General features: G+C 63.0%; 23 protein-coding genes. 10 read left to right on the forward strand and 13 right to left on the reverse strand.

Translation table 11 applies throughout. The annotated features are described in order from the left end of the window. The first annotated feature begins 148 nt into the window (after positions 1 to 148). Positions 149 to 931, forward strand: coding sequence for an IclR family transcriptional regulator (locus DV532_RS21080; protein WP_056801661.1), 783 nt, complete (start codon positions 149 to 151; stop codon positions 929 to 931). A gap of 358 nt (positions 932 to 1,289) precedes the next feature. Here the strand turns inward: DV532_RS21080 and DV532_RS21085 are convergent, their stop codons facing one another. The 3 genes from DV532_RS21085 to DV532_RS21095 form a co-directional block, all read right to left on the reverse strand. Then, positions 1,290 to 2,195 carry an alpha/beta fold hydrolase gene (locus tag DV532_RS21085; protein ID WP_056801659.1) on the reverse strand — a complete coding sequence of 302 codons (906 nt, stop codon included), beginning with the start codon at positions 2,193 to 2,195 and terminating at the stop codon, positions 1,290 to 1,292. Between the two features lie 176 nt (positions 2,196 to 2,371). Further along, positions 2,372 to 3,058 (reverse strand): LrgB family protein, encoded by a 687-nt coding sequence (locus DV532_RS21090; RefSeq protein WP_056801658.1) that lies wholly within the window; start codon positions 3,056 to 3,058, stop codon positions 2,372 to 2,374. Further along, positions 3,048 to 3,434 carry a CidA/LrgA family protein gene (locus DV532_RS21095; protein ID WP_056801656.1) on the reverse strand — a complete coding sequence of 129 codons (387 nt, stop codon included), beginning with the start codon at positions 3,432 to 3,434 and terminating at the stop codon, positions 3,048 to 3,050. The genes DV532_RS21090 and DV532_RS21095 overlap by 11 nt, the downstream gene beginning before the upstream one ends. Before the next feature lie 97 nt (positions 3,435 to 3,531). Between DV532_RS21095 and DV532_RS21100 the strand changes: the two genes are divergently transcribed. Next, on the forward strand, positions 3,532 to 4,428 hold the full coding sequence (locus tag DV532_RS21100; protein ID WP_056801654.1) for a LysR family transcriptional regulator: 897 nt from the start codon (positions 3,532 to 3,534) through the stop codon (positions 4,426 to 4,428). A gap of 126 nt (positions 4,429 to 4,554) precedes the next feature. Here DV532_RS21100 and DV532_RS21105 read toward each other — a convergent pair whose 3' ends face one another. Beyond that, the gene (locus DV532_RS21105) at positions 4,555 to 5,010 is read right to left on the reverse strand and encodes a flavodoxin (RefSeq protein ID WP_056801652.1); all 456 of its coding nucleotides are present in this window, start codon (positions 5,008 to 5,010) and stop codon (positions 4,555 to 4,557) included. A 127-nt stretch (positions 5,011 to 5,137) separates the two neighbouring features. Between DV532_RS21105 and DV532_RS21110 the strand changes: the two genes are divergently transcribed. Next, entirely contained in the window at positions 5,138 to 5,566 is a 429-nt protein-coding gene (locus DV532_RS21110) for a PAS domain S-box protein (RefSeq protein WP_056801650.1), read from the forward strand. Positions 5,567 to 5,625: 59 nt separating this feature from the next. Next, positions 5,626 to 6,243: a PilZ domain-containing protein gene (locus DV532_RS21115; protein WP_056801648.1), complete on the forward strand. Its 618-nt coding sequence runs from the start codon at positions 5,626 to 5,628 to the stop codon at positions 6,241 to 6,243. Here the strand turns inward: DV532_RS21115 and DV532_RS21120 are convergent. After that, positions 6,228 to 7,163 carry a MerR family transcriptional regulator gene (locus DV532_RS21120; protein ID WP_056801646.1) on the reverse strand — a complete coding sequence of 312 codons (936 nt, stop codon included), beginning with the start codon at positions 7,161 to 7,163 and terminating at the stop codon, positions 6,228 to 6,230. The genes DV532_RS21115 and DV532_RS21120 overlap by 16 nt on opposite strands. Before the next feature lie 216 nt (positions 7,164 to 7,379). On the opposite strand from DV532_RS21120, the gene DV532_RS21125 reads away from it, so the two are divergent. Genes DV532_RS21125 through DV532_RS21140 form a run of 4 tightly spaced genes read left to right on the forward strand, consistent with a single transcriptional unit; the run spans position 7,380 to position 9,351 of the window. Further along, positions 7,380 to 7,940: a hypothetical protein gene (locus tag DV532_RS21125; RefSeq protein ID WP_056801643.1), complete on the forward strand. Its 561-nt coding sequence runs from the start codon at positions 7,380 to 7,382 to the stop codon at positions 7,938 to 7,940. A gap of 33 nt (positions 7,941 to 7,973) precedes the next feature. After that, positions 7,974 to 8,711, forward strand: coding sequence for a dihydromonapterin reductase (folM, locus tag DV532_RS21130; RefSeq protein WP_056801641.1), 738 nt, complete (start codon positions 7,974 to 7,976; stop codon positions 8,709 to 8,711). 9 nt (positions 8,712 to 8,720) lie between these two features. After that, positions 8,721 to 9,017, forward strand: coding sequence for a DUF1244 domain-containing protein (locus tag DV532_RS21135; RefSeq protein ID WP_003260708.1), 297 nt, complete (start codon positions 8,721 to 8,723; stop codon positions 9,015 to 9,017). Continuing rightward, positions 9,010 to 9,351, forward strand: a complete 342-nt coding sequence (locus DV532_RS21140) for a HopJ type III effector protein (RefSeq protein ID WP_056801639.1) — start codon at positions 9,010 to 9,012, stop codon at positions 9,349 to 9,351. Before DV532_RS21135 ends, DV532_RS21140 begins: the two co-directional genes overlap by 8 nt. A 175-nt stretch (positions 9,352 to 9,526) precedes the next feature. On the opposite strand, the gene DV532_RS21145 is transcribed toward DV532_RS21140, so the two are convergent. From DV532_RS21145 to DV532_RS21160, 4 genes are all read right to left on the reverse strand, one after another. Next, the gene (locus tag DV532_RS21145; RefSeq protein WP_056801635.1) at positions 9,527 to 10,435 is read right to left on the reverse strand and encodes an alpha/beta fold hydrolase; all 909 of its coding nucleotides are present in this window, start codon (positions 10,433 to 10,435) and stop codon (positions 9,527 to 9,529) included. A gap of 129 nt (positions 10,436 to 10,564) precedes the next feature. Further along, positions 10,565 to 11,776: an enoyl-ACP reductase FabV gene (gene fabV, locus DV532_RS21150; RefSeq protein WP_056801633.1), complete on the reverse strand. Its 1,212-nt coding sequence runs from the start codon at positions 11,774 to 11,776 to the stop codon at positions 10,565 to 10,567. A 182-nt stretch (positions 11,777 to 11,958) separates the two neighbouring features. Beyond that, complete coding sequence (locus DV532_RS21155) at positions 11,959 to 12,492, reverse strand: cytochrome b/b6 domain-containing protein (RefSeq protein WP_056801632.1); 534 nt, start codon at positions 12,490 to 12,492, stop codon at positions 11,959 to 11,961. Further along, on the reverse strand, positions 12,489 to 12,755 hold the full coding sequence (locus DV532_RS21160; protein WP_056801629.1) for a PepSY domain-containing protein: 267 nt from the start codon (positions 12,753 to 12,755) through the stop codon (positions 12,489 to 12,491). Before DV532_RS21160 ends, DV532_RS21155 begins: the two co-directional genes overlap by 4 nt. A gap of 175 nt (positions 12,756 to 12,930) precedes the next feature. Here DV532_RS21160 and DV532_RS21165 point away from each other — a divergent pair, with 175 nt between their 5' ends. Beyond that, positions 12,931 to 14,109 carry an acetyl-CoA C-acetyltransferase gene (locus tag DV532_RS21165; RefSeq protein WP_056801627.1) on the forward strand — a complete coding sequence of 393 codons (1,179 nt, stop codon included), beginning with the start codon at positions 12,931 to 12,933 and terminating at the stop codon, positions 14,107 to 14,109. A gap of 135 nt (positions 14,110 to 14,244) precedes the next feature. On the opposite strand, the gene metE is transcribed toward DV532_RS21165, so the two are convergent. Beyond that, the gene (metE, locus tag DV532_RS21170) at positions 14,245 to 16,536 is read right to left on the reverse strand and encodes a 5-methyltetrahydropteroyltriglutamate--homocysteine S-methyltransferase (protein WP_056801626.1); all 2,292 of its coding nucleotides are present in this window, start codon (positions 16,534 to 16,536) and stop codon (positions 14,245 to 14,247) included. A gap of 255 nt (positions 16,537 to 16,791) precedes the next feature. Here metE and DV532_RS21175 point away from each other — a divergent pair, with 255 nt between their 5' ends. Further along, a complete protein-coding gene (locus DV532_RS21175; protein ID WP_056801624.1) occupies positions 16,792 to 18,276 on the forward strand; it encodes a methylenetetrahydrofolate reductase C-terminal domain-containing protein in 1,485 nt (494 codons plus the stop codon). Here DV532_RS21175 and yjiA read toward each other — a convergent pair. The 3 genes from yjiA to DV532_RS21190 form a co-directional block, all read right to left on the reverse strand. Next, positions 18,239 to 19,216, reverse strand: a complete 978-nt coding sequence (gene yjiA, locus DV532_RS21180) for a GTPase (RefSeq protein ID WP_056802242.1) — start codon at positions 19,214 to 19,216, stop codon at positions 18,239 to 18,241. The two genes, DV532_RS21175 and yjiA, sit on opposite strands and share 38 nt — an antisense overlap. A gap of 146 nt (positions 19,217 to 19,362) precedes the next feature. Then, complete coding sequence (locus tag DV532_RS21185; protein WP_056801622.1) at positions 19,363 to 19,560, reverse strand: YbdD/YjiX family protein; 198 nt, start codon at positions 19,558 to 19,560, stop codon at positions 19,363 to 19,365. Positions 19,561 to 19,577: 17 nt separating this feature from the next. Continuing rightward, positions 19,578 to 21,644, reverse strand: a complete 2,067-nt coding sequence (locus tag DV532_RS21190; RefSeq protein ID WP_056801620.1) for a carbon starvation CstA family protein — start codon at positions 21,642 to 21,644, stop codon at positions 19,578 to 19,580. Positions 21,645 to 21,724 lie beyond the last annotated feature (80 nt).

Here is a 21,724-nt window from a genome sequence, read left to right on the forward strand (position 1 = left end):
GTTGCGGGCAGCTGGCTGCTGGCCCGGAACGGGGTGGCAGCACGTCTGCATTGTTTTTATCGTAATCAGATTACGAATAACGTAATTTGCTCCGAGCAATGCGTCAAGCTATAAAGGCGCGACTCGACGAATCCGGAAGAAGATGTCCATGGCCAAAGCCAGCTCCCCCGCCGACAACGGCAAGCAGAAAGTCCGCTCGGCGGAGGTCGGCACCGACATCCTCAAGGCCCTTGCCGAACTCTCCCCCTCCACCCCGCTGTCGCGTCTGGCGGAGCATGTGCAAATGCCGGCGAGCAAGGTGCACCGTTACCTGCAGGCGTTGATCGCCAGCGGTTTTGCCGAACAGGATGCCGCCACCAATCACTACGGCCTGGGGCGCGAAGCATTGCGCGTGGGGCTGGCGGCGCTGGGCAGCATCGATGTGCTGAAGATTGCCGCGCTGCCGTTGTCGCAACTGCGCGACGCGTTGAACGAAAGCTGCTTTATTGCCGTGTGGGGCAACCAGGGGGCGACGGTGGTCAGTATTGAACCTGCGGTGCGTGCGGTCACTGTGGTGACGCAAATGGGCTCGGTGCTGCCGCTGCTCACCTCGTCCACCGGGCTGGTGTTCGCAGCCTACCTACCAGAGCGCGAAACTGTGGAATTGCGTGACCGCGAACTGGCGGTGCTGCAACACAGCGCCGCCGATTACCAAGCGCTACTGGCGGGGATTCGTCAACGTGGCCTGCACCATGTGCATGGGCTGCTGATGCCGGGCGTGGATGCGCTGTCGGCCCCCGTGTTCAATGCCATGGGGCAGATCGCTGCGGTGATGACCGTGGTTGGGCCTACGTCGATCTTCCATGCCGACGAGCATGGCCCGGCTGCCGAGCAACTACTGGCAGCCGCGCGCGAAACCAGCTGGCGCATGGGCTACTCGCCGGCGGGCTAAGCGCCTGCGGCACTATTGCCCAATACGTAAAGGTGAATGTCATAAGCGGCTATTTTTCCCACAGGATCAAGCGCTTATTCTTAACCCACTGGCCGGCATGAAGGGCTCTCCCCCCCGCCTTTCATGCTTGCGAGGTTCACCGACGTAGATTTTGAAGCTCCTTGATCTGACGTCTCGATTGGCCGCTGCGGCTTGCAGCGGCCTTTTTTATTTGCCCCGAAAAAGTCTCTGCCAGTGCTGGCCCCTTCGCGGGTAAACCCGCTCCTACCGGGATATCACCACGCCTTAGTGCAGTGATATCCCGGTAGGAGCGGGTTTACCCGCGAAGGGGCCGGCACTGGCAATACAGATTGCCCTGTCAGGACCACGCCACTTTCGCCTGGTAGTAGCTCAGCGGTTGTTCACGAAAGGCCAGGTAATGGCGCAGCACCTGTACCGGCGCTTCGGTATGCGGGTAATGGCCAATGCCCTGCAACTGCACGGTGTCCGGCTGCGGCACCAGTTGCCGGTAACGTTCCAGCATGTGCGCGCCGGACAACGGGTCGACCACCCCGTTGATGAAGCGCAGCGGTACGCCTTCGCACTGCAGCGCGCCAACCCAACGCCCACGGTGCAACCTGCGCTCCGCCATGTAACCCGCCAGCTTGTGCAGGATGCGCGTGCCACGGTTGGCGGCGATCAGGCTCCAAAAGTCATCCAGCGCACTTTCACTGGGGTGGGTGCAAGGGCCATAGACCTGGGTCAGGTTACGCACCAGGTCGTCGCGCCCGAACGAGCGCCCTACCAGCCAGCCGACACGGCTGAGCAGCAGTTTCTGGATCAGCAGCATGCGGCAGCTTTCGGGGAACAGCCCGCTGTTGAGGAACACGCAGCTGGCGATGTTGGCGCGCTGTTCATGATGCCGCGCCAGCAGTTCCTGGGCCACACTGCCACCGTAGTCGTGGGCCAGTAGGTGCAGCGGCTGGTCGACCTTTAGCTTGGCGAGCAAGGCTTGCTGCAGGTCGGCCTGCTCCATCAGGCTGTAGACATGATCCACCGGTTTGGCCGAATCGCCAAAGCCGAGCATGTCGCAGGCGATCAGCCGAAAGCGCTGGCTCAAAGGCCCCCACAGGTAATGCCAGTCCCAGCTGGCGGTGGGGAAGCCATGTAACAGTAGCAGGGGCTCTCCTTGCCCTGCGGTCCAGTAGCGGATGCTCTGGCCCCGGAAAGTGAAACTCTGTCCCCGGGTACGCCAGACGCACAATGGAATTTCGGCCATGGGCATCAGAACGGTCCCGGTGAAGTGGTGTTGGCGGAATAGGGCAAGGCTGCGGTCATTGCATGTCACCTCGGCACTTACATGTGCTCTCTATGTCGAGGCTGAGTCTAGCCAGCAGCCCATGGGCTGGGACTTGCATTGCCAGCCAGCTTGATGACTGTGCGAGTCAGTGGCATGAACGGTCAGAGCAGCATGGCCAGCAGCGGCGCCGCAAACAGGTTCAACAAGCCGGTCAGGACCATGACCAAGCCGGCCACCGAGCCTTCCTCGCGGCCGACCTCCTGCGCCCGGCTAACCCCGGCGCCATGGGCACCGACGCCAAACAATGCACCCCGCGCCAGCGGCGTGCGCAACGGCAACCAGCGCAGCAGCACGCCACCGAACATGGCGCCGAGCACGCCGGTGAACATCACGAACACCGCCGTCAACTCCGGTACCCCACCCAAGTCATGGGCCAGCGGCATGGCAAACGGCGTGGTGATCGAACGCGGCACCAGCGACAGGCTGGTCGCGCTGTCCAGCGCCAACAGATGAGCCAGCCCCCAGGAACTGGCGATGGAGGCACTGCTGCCAGCCACCATGCCGACCATCAGCGCCGGCCAATGGCGCGCCAGCATGGCCCGTTGCTGCCAAATCGGCACCGCGAAGGCCACGGTCACCGGGCCCAGCACAGTCATCAGCCAATGGGTATTGCGGGCGTATTCGGCATAGGCGGTGTGCAGCGGCACGGCCACCGCCAGCAACAGTACCGGCACCAGGATCAGCGGCGACAACAGGTAACGCCCGCTACGCCGGTACAACCAGCGGCTGCCCAGGTAGGCCAGCAGGGTCAGTGCCAGCCAGAACAGCGGCATGGGTTCAAGGCTCATGGCGCACGCTCCAGCGACACACCAACTCCACGGTCAAGGCAGTTACCACCATCACCATCAGGGTGCTCACGGCGATCACCAGCAAGATCCGCCAACCCTCTTCACGGATCAGCGTGCCGTAATCGAGCAGGCTCATCAGCGCCGGGATGAAAAACAGCAGCATCTCGGCCATCAACCAGCCGGCGCCCCGTTGCAACATGGCTGGCTGGAGCACACCCGAGGCGAACAGCAACAGCAGCACTGCCAGGCCCATCACGCCACCGGGAATCGGCCAGCCCAGCCAGCTGGCAAGCTGGCCACCGAGCTGGAACAGCGCACAGAGCACCGCCAACTCGACGAGCAGGCGCAGGGCTTTTTTCAATAACGCGGGTTTCATGGGCGGGTTCCTCGACAGGCCCTCATTTTAAGTTTCGGCTGCCTAGGCCAGAAGCGAATTGTTAGACTGGCGACCATTCCAGAATGGAATTGCGAACATGGAATTCAAACAGCTGCGCAGCTTTATCGAAGTGGTCCACCGCGGCGGTTTTACCCAGGCCGCACACACCCTGCACATCAGCCAATCGGCCGTGAGCAAACAGGTGGCGCAACTGGAGCAAGATGTGGGCCAGCCGCTGCTGGAGCGCCAGGCTTCGCAACTGCACCTGACCGCTGCCGGGCGCATCGTGCTGGAGCGTGGCGAAGCCTTGTTGCGCCAGCGTCAGGCGCTGCTCAGCGAACTGGACGACCTCAGCCAGATGGGCCGCGGTGAACTGCGCCTAGGCTTGCCGATGTTGGGCAGCGACGCGCTGTTCGCGGGGTTATTCGCCGAGTATCGACGGCGCCACCCGAACATCGCGATCCAGTTGCTCGAAGGCGGCAGCCGCAGCGTCGAGCACGCGGTCAGGAGTGGCGAGCTGGAACTAGGCGGCAGCCTCACGCCCAGTGACGAGGCGTTCGACTACCAGCCGTTCTGCAACGAACCGCTGGATGTCCTGCTACCAGTCGGCCACAGCCTGGCGGGCCATGACGGGGTAGACCTGCAGCAGCTGGCTGATACCCCGTTCCTGCTTTACCAACGCAGTTTCGTGCTTAACGACCGGCTGCTGAAGGCATGCCAGCAGCAGGGTTTTACCCCGAAGGAAGGTGCGCGCAGTGGCCAGGCGGACTTTCTGGCGGCGCTGGCAGCGGCGGGCCAGGGCGTGGTGTTGCTGCCCCGTGTGGTGGCGCAGGCGCTGGAGCGCCCCGGGGTGGTGCGCTTGCCGCTGCGCTCGCCGGGGGATTTGCGTTGGGATATCGCCTTCATCTGGCGGCGCGGGGCATACCTGTCACGGGCGGCGCAGGCGTGGTTGGCGCTGGTGAGCGAGTGGCCGGTGCTTGGCAGCAAGAAATGAGTTGCTCTTGCAGGCCTCTTCGCGGGTGAACCCGCTCCCACCAGGGCACCGCAGCCTCTGAAGCCTGTGCAGTACCGGTGGGGAGCGGGTTCACCGCGAAGAGGCCGAACAGGCTGAGTAAATGCCTCAGGCCTTCAACGCTTGAACAAGCTCAGCCAACCAAGGCTCGGCATCGGCCTCGGGGGTTACCGTCTCGCTGGCATCCAGGCGCAACATCGGCTGCACTTCCCGTACACCCAACTCGGCAAACAGCTCGCGCAACTGCTCGCCGCCCCCACAATAGGTATCGCCATAGCTGGCATCGCCCAGCGCAATCACTGCGCCCGGCAAACCACGCCAGGCCGCAGGCAGGGTATCGCGGATGCTGCTATACAGCGGCATGAGGTTGTCCGGCAGTTCGCCCATGCCAGTGGTCGAGGTTACGGCCAGCAAGGCGTCAGGGGCAAAACCTTCCAAGTCCTGCAGGCTGGCGCGCGCAGCATGCCAGGCCTGAAGGCCAGCAGCTTTGAGCAGTGTTTCAGCGTGACGGGCGACTTCTTCGGCGGTGCCATAGACCGATCCGGAAATAATGGCGACTTTCATCGGGTAGAGATTCCGAAACTGAGTAAAAACGTAGGATACTAGCATCCAGCGCTGGCAAAAGGCCGCCTCTACCAAAGTCGCCCACTTCAGCTCATCTTCGAACCTTTCTTTGCTCAATGGCCCGAACATGATCAACGCGCAACTGCTGCAATCGATGGTCGATGCATCCAATGACGGGATCGTGGTCGCCGAACAAGAAGGCGACGACACCATCCTGATCTACGTGAATACCGCTTTCGAACGCCTGACTGGCTACAGCCGTGACGAGATCCTCTATCAGGATTGCCGTTTCCTGCAGGCCGACGACCGTGACCAGCTTGGCCGCGCCCGCATCCGCAAGGCCCTGGCCGAAGGCCGCCCTTGCCGCGAAGTGCTGCGCAACTACCGCAAAGATGGCAGCGCCTTCTGGAACGAGCTGTCGATCACCCCGGTACGGCACAACAGCGAACAACGTACCTACTTCATCGGCATTCAGAAGGACGTCAGCCGCCAGGTTGAACTGGAACGGGAACTGGCCCAGCTGCGCGTTCGTCCGAAACCCGACAAGCCCACCTGAACCAAGTACACCAGGCACGGTCAATCACGTTGAAGACGTCGCTACCCTTGAGTTCGATCATGCAAGCAGATGCGCTCCTGACCCAGGACGAGCTGGATTTCATACAGAACATGCAGCATTCGCCGCAGCTGAACCTGGCTGACTCCATGTCGAGCCTGCTGGTCAATGGCGACCGCCGCATCCAGAGCTTGCTCACCCGCTTGGTAGCTAACGAGCAGGTGACCTTGCAGGCCCAGTTCAATAACCAGCAAATCAGCTTCCCGCTGCAACTGGTGGAAGACGAATTTCACGCCCTGCACCTGCAACTGGGTTTACCGGAAATCTACGAGGATGGCCCCATGTTGCGCCCCTGGCGCCTGTCGCTGGACCAGCCGAGCGCGCTGCTAGATGCCCACGGGCAGGACAGCGGCCTGTGGGTTCGCGATATTTCGTTCAAGGGTGCGTTGCTGGAAGTGCGTGGCCTGCCAGCGGCCCCGGCCCGCTTCGAACTGCGCTTCGCCCCCGGCGGCATCCCCCCCATCGAATTGCAGGGCGTGCTGGGCCGGCGTATCGGCCCGGACCTGGCTGCCTACGACTTCAGCCAAAGCCCGGCCGAAGAAATCGAACGCCTGCGTGACTATATCCTCCAGGCCCATCGCCGGGCGCACCCGGAGCTACACACTCAGGTATCGAGCTGACCGGCCAGAAACTGCCGCAAACGCTGGCGCATCACGCTGCCCTGCGCGCCCAGGCAGGCGATCGGGCTGCCAGCCAGGCTGTCCTGTACCAACTCCGCCGCTTCACCGGCCAATAACAACGGGCACTCCAGCCCTGCCACCAGACGCGCCAGGCGCCGGGTGAGTTCTGCCGTGGGCGGCTGGTGGGAAAACAGCACCAGGGCATCTGGCCGCAGGCGTTCGCAGACCAGCGCCAGCTCCTGCAGCGGCTGGCCGATGGCCAGTGGCGTCACGCCAATTTCGTCGCTGCCCAGGGTTAAGCTGGTAACCAGCAACTCCAACTCGTGACTCTGCCCAGGCAACGGCGCCAGTAGCACCCTGCGGCTGCGCGGCGCACGGGCGAGCTGCAAGCGGGCAACTACCCTGCCACGCAGGAACTGGTCGAGGAACAACCATTCGCTAACCTGCCCGTAACCGCCCTGCCCGACCGCCAGATCACGCCACACCGGCATGAACACATCGCTGAATACCTGGTCCAGGGTATTGGCGGCAAACACCTCGTCGAACAGGCGGTCCAGGCCCGCCACGTCAAAACGTTGCAGCGCTTGGCGAATCTGTTGCTGCCAGCCCCCCCAAGCGTCCATCGCAGCGCCTGCCTGCCCCGCAAGGGCATGGTCACGAGCGAGTATGCTAGCGACCTTGCTCACCGCCACACCGCGCTCCAGCCAGCCGAGGATGCGGCGGATATCATCGATGTCGGCCTGGGAGTACAGGCGGTGGCCACTGTCGGTACGGGTTGGCTGGATCAGGCCGTAGCGGCGCTCCCAGGCGCGCAGGGTCACGGCATTGACCCCGGTAAGGCGGGAAACTTCACGGATCGGAAACAGGTCCTGCTGCATGAGGCCTACATCGATCAGCGGATTACGTCCCTGTTCGTTCATCTGCACGAGATACCCTGTGTGCGGAGTGGGTATGTAGTCTACTACGACAGCAGCGCGCGCAGGGCTGCGACCATTCGCCAGCTAAGATTTGCCGAGGAGCGGCAATAGGCGATAATCCGCGCCCGATTCTTGCATGCACGCCTGTGTCGCCCACCACCCCGGGCCACACAGCCAAAGGGCAGGCTACCCGCCAGCCCTGTTGCCAGGAGATACACGATGTCTACCCCACCCGTCACCCTGATGGTGTCACGCCGCGCCGCCCATGGCCGCTACCAGGACCTGCTGGCCTGGCTGCATGAAGGCGAGCAGCTGGCCACCGACTTCCCTGGCTACCTTGGCTCGGGCATCCTCGCCCCGCCCCCCGATGGCGACGAGTTCCAGATCATCTTCCGCTTCAGCGACGAACCCACCCTGCATACCTGGGAACATTCCGCCTCACGTCGGGCTTGGTTGCAGCGTGGCGACGGCCTGTTCGAACGCCCCATCGAGGCGCGTGTGAGCGGCCTCGACGCCTGGTTTGGCACCAATAGGGTGCAAAAACCGCCGCGCTGGAAGCAGGCCGTCGCTATCTGGCTGGCCTTCTTCCCAGTCTCGCTGGCGTTCAACCTGGTGTTCGGCCACTGGCTGGCAGCGCTGGGCCTGGTACCCCGGGTAGTGTTCAGCACCTTGGCCCTGACACCGGTGATGGTCTACCTGTTCATCCCCCTCTCCACCCGCCTGCTGGCCGGCTGGTTACAAGCATCCCCGGCCACTGCTGGCGCCCTGCGCAGCCGCTGAGGCCAGGCCCTACACACGGTAAACAGTTCGGGTATGCTGGGCGGCAATCAAAGGACAGACAAGTTGACCGCCCCGAACATGAACAGCCCCATTCTCGTTACCGGAGCCAGCCAGCGCGTCGGGCTGGCCCTGGCCCTTGAACTGGCACAGGCCGGCCATACGGTGGTCAGTGCCAGCCGCAGCGTCCAGCCACAGGCGGCCCACCCGAACATCGTGCAGTTCCAGGCCGACCTGTGCCAGGCGGCCGAGCGCCAGGCCCTGATCGACTACCTGCACAATCATTACCAGGGGCTGCGCGCGATTATCCACAACGCCTCGCTGTGGCTCGACGACGGCCTCGACAACCTCGAAACCATGTTCCGCCTGCACGTCGAAGCGCCCTACCACCTCAACCTGGCCCTGGGCGATTTGCTGGCCAAGGTGGATAAAGCCGACATTATCCACATTTGCGACGAAACCTCGTCGCGCGGTAGCAAAAGCCACATTGGCTACGCCGCCACCAAGGCCGCGTTGCAGAACATGGTGCTGTCGTTCGCCGAAAAATATGCGCCCAAGGTGCATGTGAACGGTATCCTGCCTGGGCTGCTGATCCTCAAGGAAGGCGGCGACGAAGCCTACCGCCAGCAGACCCTGAAAAAAGCCCTGCTGGAGTTCGAACCCGGCGCCGGCCCGCTGATCGAGACGGTCAAGTACCTGCTCGCCAGCCAGTACAGTACCGGCAGCCAGGTGGTCATCAACGGTGGCCGCCACCTGAAGAACCGCATGACCTGAGAGAAGCCCATGACCCCACAGCAACAGCTCGAACTCGAAGCCGCCGCGTTCCGGCGGCTGGTCGAACACCTGCAAAAGCGCACCGACGTGCAGAATATCGACCTGATGAACTTGTCCGGTTTCTGCCGCAACTGCCTGTCCAAGTGGTACAAGGCCGCAGCTGACGAGCGCCAGCTCGACCTGAGCCTGGATGACGCCCGCGAAGCGGTGTACGGCATGCCCTATGCCGAGTGGAAAGCCCAATACCAGAAAGAAGCCAGCGCCGACCAGCAAGCGGCGTTCGAAAAAGGAAAACCTCGTGACTGACCTGAACACCCTGCGCGCCAGCCTGGCCAGCGGCCAACACGTGTTTGCCGACACCCTGGCGTTCATTGCCGAGCACTATAGCTACCAGCCGCAAGCCTTCAATAATGGCGGCGTGGAGAATGCTGCAGGGCAGAATGAAGGTTCGTGCAAGACCCTGGGCCTGGCGCTGCTGGAAGGGTTGAGCGACCAGCAAGCGCTGCTAGCCTTTGGTGAACATTACCGTGATGTGGTGGCCACGCCCGAGGGTAGCGACCATGGCAATATCCGTGCGCTGATCAAGCATGGCTTGGCCGGTGTGAAGTTTGCCGGGCAGCCGCTTGCGCGCAAGGCGTGAGATAGCTGGGGGCCGCTTTGCGGCCCTTTCGCCGGCAAGCCAGCTCCCACAGGGATCGCGCCAGCTATTCGATATTATGCAAGACAGTTGCTTCGACAAGCACCCCACTGCCTTCAGGCTTACTGATGTTCCTGTGAGAGCTGGCTTGCCGGCGATGAGGCCGGTACAGACAACATCAGCCTATGATCCTTCCAGGCTCCCCACCCGCCAACCCGCCCCGCTGCAACCACTGCAAGGCCACCGGCCACAAACTTTCGCGAAACCGATCATGGAAAAACGCGAAATGGCCAATTTCCTCAACCGAGATATCCACAGGCGCGATGCGCAGGTGCCGGCGCTCGGCAGCCTGTAGATAACCCAGCAAGCGCTCGGTCGCCGCCACGGTACCAAAGGGGTCATCGGTCAGGCTGATAGCCAGCGTTGCCGCCCGCACCTGAGCGAACGGTATCGCCTGCAGCGCACGCCCGCTGGGACGCTGCTCATACCGCGGGGTACGGGTGGACCAGTCCTGCACCACGCCGGATGGTGTGTCCTCCAGCCAACCCAGGCGCTTGCCGGGGAAGTAACCAAAAACCCGGGTTAGCAGCGGCATCAGCACATGCCATTTGCCGAACAGTTGCCAGCGCTGGTCGACCGCATAATCACGCCAGTAGGCGAACTGCGCGCCAACCATCACCACCCGGCGTACCCGGCCCGCAGAGGGTGCCAGCCCCACTGCGCAGCCGCCAAAACTGTGCCCCACCACGTCCACTGGCTGGCCGGGAAAATGCTCGGCAGCGTGCGCCAGCATGGCTTCGAAATCCAGGCGGCCCCAGTCGCTCCAGGAGGCTTGAAAACCGCGCAACGACGCTGGGCGGGATTCGCCAATGCCACGGTAATCGTAGGTCAGCACATCGCAGCCTTGGGCAAACAGGTAGTCGGCAAAACGCGAGTAGTAGCGGCAGCGTACCGAAGTGGCAGCGTTGATGATCACCAGCGGGCGCTGGGGGTCAGGCTGGGCGTGGCGCCAGATGAAGCCACCGAGGCTGTAGCCGTCGGCTGCAGGGTGGCGAAAGGCAGTGGCGGGTTGGGTGAGGCTGCTCATGGCACATTCCCTGTTGTTGTGTGCCAACGCTAGCAAAGTTTTTTGGGCTGTACCGGCCCTTTCGCGGGCAAGCCCGCTCCTACAGGTTGGCTGAACGCTGTAGGGGCGGGTTTACCGGCGAACCGCCGATTACAACTCGACGCAGTCGAACTTCACATCGGTGGCCACGTCTTCGTCGTAATTGACGTCAGCGCGCTCGAAGCCGAACAGGTTGAGGAACTGCTTTTTGTAACCGGCGTAGTCGGTCAGCTCGAACAGGTTCTCGGTGGTCACCTGTGGCCACATGGCCTTGCAGGCGTCCTGCACGTCGTCGCGCAGTTCCCAGTCGTCCAGGCGCAGGCGGGCTTTTTCGTCCACTTGCGCCGGGGCGCCATCAGCGCGGTACAGGCGGTCGCGGAACATGCGGTCCAGCTGGTCCTGGGTACCTTCGTGAACACCCTTCTCCTGCATGATCTTGAAGACCATCGACAGGTACAGCGGCATCACCGGGATAGCCGAGCTGGCCTGGGTAACCACCGACTTCAGCACCGCCACATTGGCGCCGCCCTTGATTTCGTTGGCCAGTTTCTTGTCCAGGCGCAGCGCGGTTTCGTCCAGGTCCTGCTTGGCCTGGCCCAGCGCACCGTGCCAGTAGATCGGCCAGGTGATTTCGGTGCCGATGTAGCTGAAGGCTACGGTGCGGGCGCCTTCGGCCAGCACGTTGGCGCCCGCCAGGGCGTCGATCCACAGCTGCCAATCCTGGCCACCCATGACGGTGACGGTGTCGGCGATTTCCTGCTCGGTGGCCGGCTCGATGCTGGCCTCGATGATGGTGTCCTTGTTGGTGTCGATGGCAGTCGACTTGTACGGCTGGCCGATCGGCTTGAGTGCCGAACGCACCAATTCACCCGTTTGCGGCAGCTTGCGCACCGGCGAGGCCAGCGAGTAGACAACCAGGTCGACCTTGCCGCCCATTTCGTTTTTGATCAGCTCGATGACCTTGGCGCGGGCTTCGTCAGAGAAGGCATCACCGTTGATCGACTTGCTGTAAAGGCCCTCGGCCTTGGCGAATTTGTCGAAGGCTGCGGAGTTGTACCAGCCAGCGGTGCCAGCTTTGGTCTCAGTGCCTGGTTTTTCGAAGAACACGCCCAGGGTGTCGGCCTTGAAGCCGAACGCCGCGGTGATGCGGGCTGCCAGGCCGTAGCCGCTGGAAGCGCCGATGACCAGGACCTTCTTCGGGCCATCCTCGCGCACGCCCAACTTGCGGGTGGCTTCGATCTGGTCACGGACGTTGAGCTCGCAGCCCTTCGGGTGGGTCGTGGTGCAGATGAAACCGCGGACCTTAGGATGAATGATGGCCAATGTCTGTACCTCGTCAGGTTTATGCCGGGGAAAGCGCCGCCATGGGCGCTTCCGATTGATCAGAGGGTGAGACTACCCCTGCAGGTTATCCGACACATATTACGGGGTGATCAAAGGGATGCAAAACGCTGGTTCGCCTGTTCCGGCCCTTTATGGCCACGCTGGCGATAAGGCCAGGCCAGTCAATCGCGATATCGCCGGCGCCCGGTAATCATCGACCACGGCAGGTTTTCGCGCAGGCGCACGCTTTCATAAATAGCCGCCAGCACATGCACACACACCAGTACCAGCAGCGCGTTGGCCAGCCAGCTGTGCAGGTCCATTGGCCAGTCGACGCCCCATAGCGCGTCCACCTCCTGCGACGCCCACCCGGTAACGCCCAGGCCGGCAATGCCAAGCAGCATCAGCACCATCACCAGGGCGCCAATCGGCGAATGCCCCATGTGAGGGTCAAGCTCCCCCCGTAGCAGCGCCCGGGCATGCCCGGCCAGGCTCGCCGGGGTTGGCCAGAAGTCGGACCAGCGTGCGCTACGTGGCCCAACAAAACCCCAGACCACGCGCACCACTACACACGCCAGGGCGTAGTAGCCCAGCCACTGATGCCAGTCATCACCCTCTTCGTTGAAAAAGTAATTGGCGAAAAACACCACGGCGATCGACAAATGGCACAGCCGCAGGAGCGGGTCCCACAGCTGCACCGTGCGGTCGCTGTTCACTTGTGGTACTCGGTCTTGACTGCCTTGCCGGTCACCGGGTCATGGTAGATCTCGACCTTGCGGCCCTCTTTGTCAAAACCATAGATCTCGTAGCAGTTGCCCTTGGTGACCTTGAACTTATTGATCTTGTAACCCTGCTCCTTGAGCTGGGCCTGGAATTTTTCCTGGTCCTGCCAGGTGCTTTTATCCGCTTTGGTACATTCGGTTGCGGCGAATGCACTGCTGCTGCCGATCAGGAGAGTAAGGGCTATCAGGATGCGCATGAGCATTATCTCCATTCAGGTGTGTGAGAAAACACGTCATTTAGCTTAGATGCCGCCGCCGCTTCACGCTCATTCATTTGCTTTGCGCATCAATCACTAAGAAAAACAAACTTAACAAATGAGCCAAAGCCGCCGATGCTTGCGGCATTACGCCCCTCACACGGAGAACAACAACATGAATGACGTGGTCATCGTCGCCGCAACCCGTACCGCCATCGGCAGCTTCCAGGGCGCCCTGGCCACTGTGCCTGCGGTAGACCTTGGTGCCGCCGTGATCAAGCGCCTGTTAGAACAGACCGGGCTGGACCCGGCGCAGGTCGATGAAGTCATCCTCGGCCAGGTGCTAACCGCCGGTGCCGGGCAGAACCCGGCCCGCCAGGCTGCGCTGAAAGCCGGCCTGCCCTTCAGCGTACCGGCACTGACCCTGAACAAGGTCTGCGGCTCGGGCCTCAAGGCGCTGCACCTGGCCGCCCAGGCCATCCGCTGCGGTGACGCCGAGGTGGTGATCGCCGGCGGCCAGGAAAACATGAGCCTTGCCCCCTACGTGATGCCCTCGGCCCGTACCGGCCAGCGCATGGGCCATGGCCAGCTGATCGACAGCATGATCACCGACGGCCTGTGGGATGCCTTCAACGACTACCACATGGGTATCACCGCCGAAAACCTGGTGGACCAGTACGGCCTCAGCCGTGAACAGCAGGACGCCTTTGCCGCCGAGTCGCAGCGCAAGGCAGTGGCAGCGATCGAGGCCGGCCGCTTCGACGACGAAATCACTCCGATCGTGCTACCGCAGAAAAAGGGTGACCCTAAGGTCTTCGCGCGGGACGAGCAGCCACGCCCGGATACCACTGCCGACTCCCTGGCCAAGCTGCGCCCGGCGTTCAAGAAGGACGGCAGCGTCACCGCCGGCAACGCCTCCAGCCTGAATGACGGCGCCGCCGCCGTGCTGCTGATGAGTGCCGCCAAGGCCAAAGCCCTGGGCCTGCCGGTGCTGGCCCGGGTCGCGGCTTACGCCAGTGCGGGTGTAGACCCGGCGATCATGGGCATTGGCCCGGTTTCTGCGACCCAGCGCTGCCTGGCCAAGGCCGGCTGGCAGCTGGCCGAGCTGGACCTGATCGAAGCCAACGAAGCCTTTGCCGCGCAGGCGCTGGCGGTGGGCAAAGCGCTGGAATGGGATGCGGCGCGGGTCAACGTGAATGGCGGGGCGATTGCCCTCGGCCACCCGATTGGGGCGTCCGGGTGCCGGGTGCTGGTGACCCTGCTGCACGAGATGATCAAGCGAGATGCCAAGAAAGGCCTGGCGACCCTGTGCATCGGCGGCGGGCAAGGCGTGGCCTTGGCCATAGAGCGTTGATCACAGGTTGAATTGAACAGGCCCGGCCTCTTCGCGGGTAAACCCGCTCCCACAGGGATATCACTGGATTGAGCATCCGTGGGTGCCTGTGGGAGCGGGGTTACCCGCGAAGAAGCCGGTACAGGCAGCGAATAATCAGGCGGTAGCGCGCAACTCGCGAGCAGCGGCAACCATATTGATCAGCGCTGCCTCGGTCTCCGGCCAGCCACGGGTCTTCAGCCCGCAATCTGGGTTGACCCACAGCCGCTCGGCGGGAATGCGCCGGGCAGCCTTGCGCAGCAGCTGGACCATTTCCTCACGGCTCGGCACCCGTGGCGAGTGAATGTCATACACCCCCGGGCCGATCTCGTTGGGGTAGGCGAACCGCTCGAACGCCGCCAGCAGTTGCATGTCCGACCGTGAGGTCTCGATGGTGATCACGTCGGCATCCATCGCCGCGATCGACTCGATCACGTCGTTGAACTCGCTGTAGCACATGTGGGTGTGTATCTGAGTTTCGTCACGCACCCCCGAGGCACACAAGCGGAAGGCTTCGGTGGCCCACTCCAGGTAATGGGCCCAGGCGCCGTGGCGCAGCGGCAGGCCTTCACGGAACGCCGCTTCGTCGATCTGCACAATTTTGATACCCGCCGCTTCCAGGTCGACCACTTCGTCGCGGATCGCCAGCGCCAGCTGGCGCGCCTGCACTTGGCGGCTTACGTCTTCCCGCGGGAACGACCACATCAGCATGGTCACCGGGCCAGTCAGCATGCCCTTCATTACCTTGTCAGTCAGGCCTTGGGCGTACTTGATCCATTCCACGGTCATGGCCTTCGGCCGGCTCAGGTCACCCACGATCACTGCAGGTTTCACGCAGCGCGATCCATAGCTCTGCACCCAGCCGAAGCGGGTGAACGCATAGCCGTCGAGCTGCTCGGCGAAGTACTCGACCATGTCGTTGCGTTCGGCCTCGCCGTGCACCAGTACATCCAGGCCCAGGTCCTCCTGGATTTTCACCGCATGGCGGATTTCACTGTGCATGGCCTCGACGTAATCGGCCTGGGTCAGCTTGCCCTGCTTGTAGGCCTGACGCGCCAAGCGAATCGCCGAAGTCTGCGGGAACGAGCCGATGGTGGTGGTCGGGAACGGCGGCAGGTCCAGCCCCGCACGCTGCTTGACGATACGTTGGGCAAACGCTGACTGGCGTTGGCTGTCAGCGGGCTTGATGGCTGCCAGACGGGCTTGCACGGCAGGTTTGTGAATGCGCGGCGAAGCGGCGCGGCTGGCTTGCACCGCCCGGCTCTGCGCCAGCGCGGCGACCACCTCGGCCGCTTGCGGGGCATTGATGGCCTTGGCCAGCAGTGCCACCTCCTGACATTTTTGCACGGCGAAAGCCAACCAGCTGTGCAGTTCGGCATCCAGCTGGTCTTCCCGGGCTAGGTCCACCGGGCTGTGCAGCAGCGAGCAGGACGGCGCCACCCACAGCCGCTCACCCAGCCGTTCGTGGGCGTGGCGCAGTACCTCCAGCGCCTGTTCCAGGTCGCAGCGCCAGACGTTGCGGCCATTGACCAGGCCCAGCGACAGCACCTTGTAAGCCGGCAGGCGGTCGAGGATGGTCGGGTACTGCTCGGGTGCCCGCACCAGGTCAATGTGCAGGCCGTCGACCGGCAGGTTGGCGGCCAGCCCCAGGTTGTCTTCCAGGCCGCCGAAGTAGGTGGCGATCAGCTTCTTCAGCGGCGCGCGCTGAAGGATGTTGTAGACGCGCTCGTAGGCGTTTTTCCAGTCTTGCGGCAGGTCCAGGGCCAGGATCGGCTCATCGATCTGCACCCATTCCACGCCTTGGCCAGCCAGGCGATTGAGGATCTGGTCATACAGCGGCAGCAGGCGATCGAGCAGCTCCAGTTTGTCGAAATCGCCGCCCTTGGCCTTGCCCAACCACAGGTAAGTCAGTGGGCCGATCAGCACCGGTTTGACCGCGTGGCCCAAGGCCTGGGCTTCTTGCACTTCTTCGAACAACTGCTCCCAGCTGAGGGCGAACTGCTGGTCGGCGGTAAACTCTGGGACCAGGTAGTGGTAGTTGGTGTCGAACCACTTGGTCATTTCCTGGGCGTGGGCACCACCGCAGCAGCTGTCACCCACAGCGCCGCGCGCCATGGCGAACAGGGTTTGCAGGGTGGGTTGGGCACCGTCGTGGCTGCGAAAGCGCTGCGGGATCACGCCAAAGGTCAGCGAGTGGGTCAGCACCTGGTCGTACCAGGCAAAGTCACCGACCGGTAGCAGTTCAATGCCGGCATCTTTCTGCACCTGCCAGTGGCGGGCCCGCAGCTCGCGGCCCACGGCGCGCAGGCCGGCTTCGTCGAGTTCGCCCTTCCAGAAGGCTTCCTGGGCCTTTTTCAGCTCGCGGTCGCGGCCGATACGTGGAAAGCCCAGGTTGTGTGCCAGTGCCATGTCTTATCCCTCAGCATGCATAAATGAATGAGGGAATTGTCCGGGCCACAGCATCTTGAGACAAACTCATTAAATTTAAGATGAACTTAATGTTTTTTCATGATCAGGGGTTCGTACCAGCTGTTCCGGCCTGTTCGCGGGCCGGAACTGGCAACACATATGTCTCATTCAGAGCACCAGCCTGCGCATCCGGACATGACCCCACCCGTCTTCTGCCGCACAATGCCACCCTGTCCACACCAGGTACCCGGCCCCATGAGCCTGCTGAAAACCGCGCTGCGCGAACAAACCTTCGTCTGCGTCATGGAGTTCGTCCCCAAGCCCTCCGCAGAACGCTTCGCCGCCATGGACGCAATTCTGGCCCGTGCGCACCTGTGCGGCTGGCCGATGACCGTGGCCATCGGCGACCGCGTCGGCAGCCCGCTGGACATGTCACCGCTGGACGCGCTCGCCTCGTTCAATAAGCCGGTACCCGCCCTGCCGCATTTTTCCGGCAAGGACCGCGAACGCCACCACCTGCTCGCCCAACTGCAACGCATGGACGCTGCCGGCCTCGACCAGTTGCTGCTGCTCACCGGCGACCGCCTGCCCGGCCACCAACCCGGGCAGCGCCCGGTACGCTACCTGGAGTCGGTCGCCGCCCTGCAGATCGCCCGCCAAGCCTGCCCGCACTGGCTACTCGGCGCTGCACTCAACCCGTTCAAATACTGTGAGGAGGAAGGCGGCGCCCAGTACTTCAAGGCCGAGAAAAAGCTGGCGGCGGGCGCCGACTTCCTCACCCTGCAATTAGGCTTCGATGCCAGCAAACACCAGGAAGCCATGCACTGGATGAGCCGCCAGGCCACGCCCAAGCCGATGCTGGCCTGCCTCATGAGCCTCACCCACGGGCGCGCGGCAATGCTCGACCACGTGGCCGGGGTGACCGTAACGCCCTCCATGCGCGACATGCTCGAAGCGGAAGCGGCGCAGTCCAAAGCGTTTGCCCAAACGCGCAGCGTCGACCGCCTGGCCTTGCAGATCATCGGCGTCAAGCTGATGGGCTATGCCGGGGTGCACCTGTCGGGGGTTCACCAACTGAAGCAACTGCTGGCCCTGGAAGCACGCATCGAGCACTGGCAAGAGCAAATTCACAGCCTGGAACAATGGGCGCCAGCCTGGCACGCCAGTTGGCAGATGCCCGGCTTGCCGGCAGTGAGCTTCCATCCGCCGCAGGCGGGCTGGCGCCTGGGCGAGTCACGGGTCGACGCCTCGCTCAAAGAAAAAGCACGCTATCACCTGATGCACGGCATGCATGCGCTGGTGTTCAGCCGCCGCAACGGCTTGAGCAAGGCCTTTGGCTGGGCCGTGCGTCAGCCTCTGTGGGCCACACGCCTTGGCGCCCAAGTGCTGCACAAGGTAGAGCGTGCGGTGAAGCAGCCGTTGGTAGGCTGCGACACTTGCGGCCGCTGCCGCCTGGAAGACACCCTGTACATCTGCCCGGAAACCTGCCCCAAAGGCCTGGCCAACGGCCCCTGCGGCGGTACCGCGCTGAACCGCTGCGAGTTCGGCGACCGCGAGTGCATTCACAGCGTCAAGTACCGCACCGCCAAGGCCGTGCAGCAAACGGCGGTGCTGAGCGAGCGCCTGATCCCGTGCATCGAGGTGCAGACACGCCACCGCAGCTCATGGCCGCAGTGGTTCGCGCCCCAAACGCCGCGCCGGCTCAGCCCGCAGCCAGCGCCTCGAACCCAGCCCGAATAGTAGCTTCGGGCAGTTCATCGGCAATGAATACCATCACGCTTTCGCGGGTTTCACCCTCGGCCCACTCCGCGTCCCAATCAAAGCCATAGAGCTTGAGCACGCCCTGGAACACCAGCTTGCGCGCCTCACCGGCTATGTTCAGCACGCCCTTGTAGCGCAACAGCTGCTTACCGTGGGTTTCCAGCAGTTGGTTCATGAAGTCGCTGAGGCGGTCGATGTCCAGCGCGGCTTCCGTGCGCAGCACCAAGGTGGAGATACGGTCGGGGGTAGCGGGCTTGAGCACTGGCCGCAAGCTCGGCTTGAGGTGCGCGCCAAGGTCGGGGTTGAGGTTGAAACCGCGTACGTCCAGCAGTTCAGCCAGGTCGATGCGGCCATGCTCGACCACGCGGATCGCGGCTCGGCCATTGATGCGGGACAGGCGCTCGCTCAAGGCCTCTACCGCAGCCGGTTCGACCAGGTCGGTCTTGCTCAGCAGCAGGCGATCGGCAAAACCGACCTGGGCCTGGGCGATGGTTTGGGTCAGGTGCAGCTCGGCGTGGGCAGCATCGACCAGGGTGATGATGCCGTCGAGGATATAGCGATCGCGCAGCTCCTCATCCATGAAGAAGGTTTGCGCAACGGGTGCCGGGTCGGCCAGGCCGGTGCATTCGATCACCAAGCGGTCGAAGGCGATTTCACCAGCATCCTGACGTTCGAGCAGCAGGTACAACGCGCGGGTCAAGTCGCCATGGATGGTGCAACACACGCAGCCGTTGGCCAGGGTCATGACCTGCACCGGCTCATCGCCAAGCAGCTGGCTGTCGATTGCGGCCTCACTGAATTCGTTTTCGATCACGGCGATTTTCAGGCCGTGCTCTGCCTTGAGCATGTGCTTGAGCAAAGTGGTCTTGCCGGCACCGAGGAAGCCGGTGAGTACGGTTACGGGAATAGGCGTCTGCACGTAGTACATCTCCTGTGCGGGAAAAACATTGGCCTCATCACCGGCAAGCCAGCGCCCACAGGTACTGCACAAACCTTGAGGCCTGTGGAGTACCTGTGGGCGCTGGCTTGCCGGCGATGAGGCCGGGACAGGTTAACGCTTAAGGCTTAACAGCACTTGGGCCCAGACTTGCCGCCATAACGCGCTTCCTGACGTTCGCGGAAAAACTCCTCGTACGTCATGACCGGCTTGTCCGGGTGCTTGTTCTGCATGTGCTCGACATAGTTGTCGTAGTCGGGCATGCCGACCATCAGGCGGGCTGCCTGCCCCAGGTATTTACCCAGTCGACCCAGGTCGTTGAACATGGCTGCAGTCCTCTCGTTTACGCGTCAGGCAACGCCTGGAACGGCGTTTCTTTGTCGGTGCGTTCCTTGCGGCCCCAGGCGGCGTAGCCGACCTTGAGGGCGAAGAACAGGATGCTGAACACCACCAGAAGGAACAGAATGGTCAGCCCCGCGTTGGTGTACGCGTTGTAGATAACGTGCTGCATCTGGCCGATGTCCTTGGCCGGTGCCAGTACCTGGCCGGCGTCCAGCGCAGTGCTGTATTTCTTGGCCAAGGCCAGGAAGCCCACTGCCGGGTTCGGGTCGAACAGCTTGATCAGGCCGGCAGCGGTGGTGCAGATCAGCAGCCACACAGCCGGTACCAGGGTTACCCAGACGTAGCGCTGACGCTTCATCTTGATCAGCACCACGGTGCCGAGCATCAGGGCGATACCCGCCAGCATCTGGTTGGAGATACCGAACAGCGGCCACAAGGTGTTGATGCCACCCAGCGGGTCGATCACGCCTTGGTACAGCAGATACCCCCACATTGCCACGCAACCGGCGGTGGCGAGCAGGTTGGCGCCCCACGATTCGGTGCGTTTGAGCGCCGGCACGAAGCTGCCCAGCAGGTCTTGCAGCATGAAGCGCCCAGCACGGGTACCGGCGTCTACTGCGGTAAGGATGAACAGCGCCTCGAACAAGATCGCGAAGTGGTACCAGAAGGCCATGGTGTTCTCACCTGGCAGTACCTGGTGCAGGATCTGCGCGATACCCACTGCCAACGTCGGCGCACCACCGGCACGGGCCAGTACGGTGTGCTCGCCGATGTCGCGAGCCACTGCCTCCAGCTGCTCAGGAGTGATCAGGAAGCCCCAGCTACTGACCGTCTGCGCCACCGACGCGACGTCGGCACCGACCACCGCGGCCGGGCTGTTCATGGCGAAGTACACGCCCGGCTCGATCACCGAGGCGGCGACCATGGCCATGATGGCGACGAACGATTCCATCAGCATGCCGCCGTAACCGATATAACGGGCGTTGGTTTCGTTGTCCAGCAGCTTGGGCGTGGTGCCCGAGGAGATCAGCGCGTGGAAGCCAGACACCGCACCGCAGGCAATGGTGATGAACAGGAACGGGAACAGGGTGCCCTTCCACACCGGGCCGGTGCCGTCGGTGAACTGGGTCAGCGCCGGCATTTTCAGCTCGGGCGCGATGATCAGAATACCAATGGCCAGGCCGACGATGGTGCCGATCTTGAGGAAGGTCGACAGGTAGTCACGCGGCGCCAGTACCAGCCATACCGGCAGCACGGCGGCGACGAAGCCATAGCCCACCAGCATCCAGGTGATCTGCACGCCAGTGAAGGTGAACGCCGGGCCCCATACCGGATCCGCAGCAATTTGCCCCCCGAGCCAGATCGAGGCCAGCAGCAGCACCACGCCGATGACCGAGATTTCGCCGATGCGGCCCGGGCGGATGTAGCGCATGTAAATGCCCATGAACATCGCGATCGGGATGGTCGCCATCACCGTGAACATGCCCCATGGGCTCTCGGCCAGGGCCTTGACCACGATCAGCGCCAGCACCGCGAGGATGATGATCATGATCAGGAAGCAACCGAACAAGGCGATGGTACCCGGAATACGGCCCATCTCCTCGCGCACCATGTCGCCCAGCGAGCGGCCATTGCGGCGGGTGGACAGGAACAAGACCATGAAGTCCTGCACCGCACCGGCCAGTACCACGCCGGCGATCAGCCACAGCGTACCGGGCAGGTAGCCCATTTGCGCGGCAAGTACCGGACCGACCAAGGGGCCGGCGCCAGCGATGGCGGCGAAGTGGTGACCGAAAAGGATGTGTTTGTTGGTCGGGACGTAGTCCAGGCCGTCGTTGTTGAGCACCGCCGGGGTGGCACGGCGCGGGTCGAGTTGCATCACCTTGGTGGCGATGAACAGGCTGTAGTAACGGTAGGCGACCAAGTAGATGGCCACTGCCGCGACCACGATCCACAAGGCGTTGATCGCCTCGCCGCGACGCAGGGCAACCACACCCAGCGCGCAGGCGCCTATGACTGCCAGCGCCAGCCACGGAATGTGGCGTAGCAGGCTATTATTGTTGTTCATGGTTTGCTTCCAGCTGGTGGATTGGAAAAGACCGCCCATCGAGTCTAGGGCGAGTCATCGCGCATTGCCACACTTGCTTT

Source organism: Pseudomonas sp. Leaf58, assembly GCF_003627215.1.
GTDB lineage: Bacteria > Pseudomonadota > Gammaproteobacteria > Pseudomonadales > Pseudomonadaceae > Aquipseudomonas.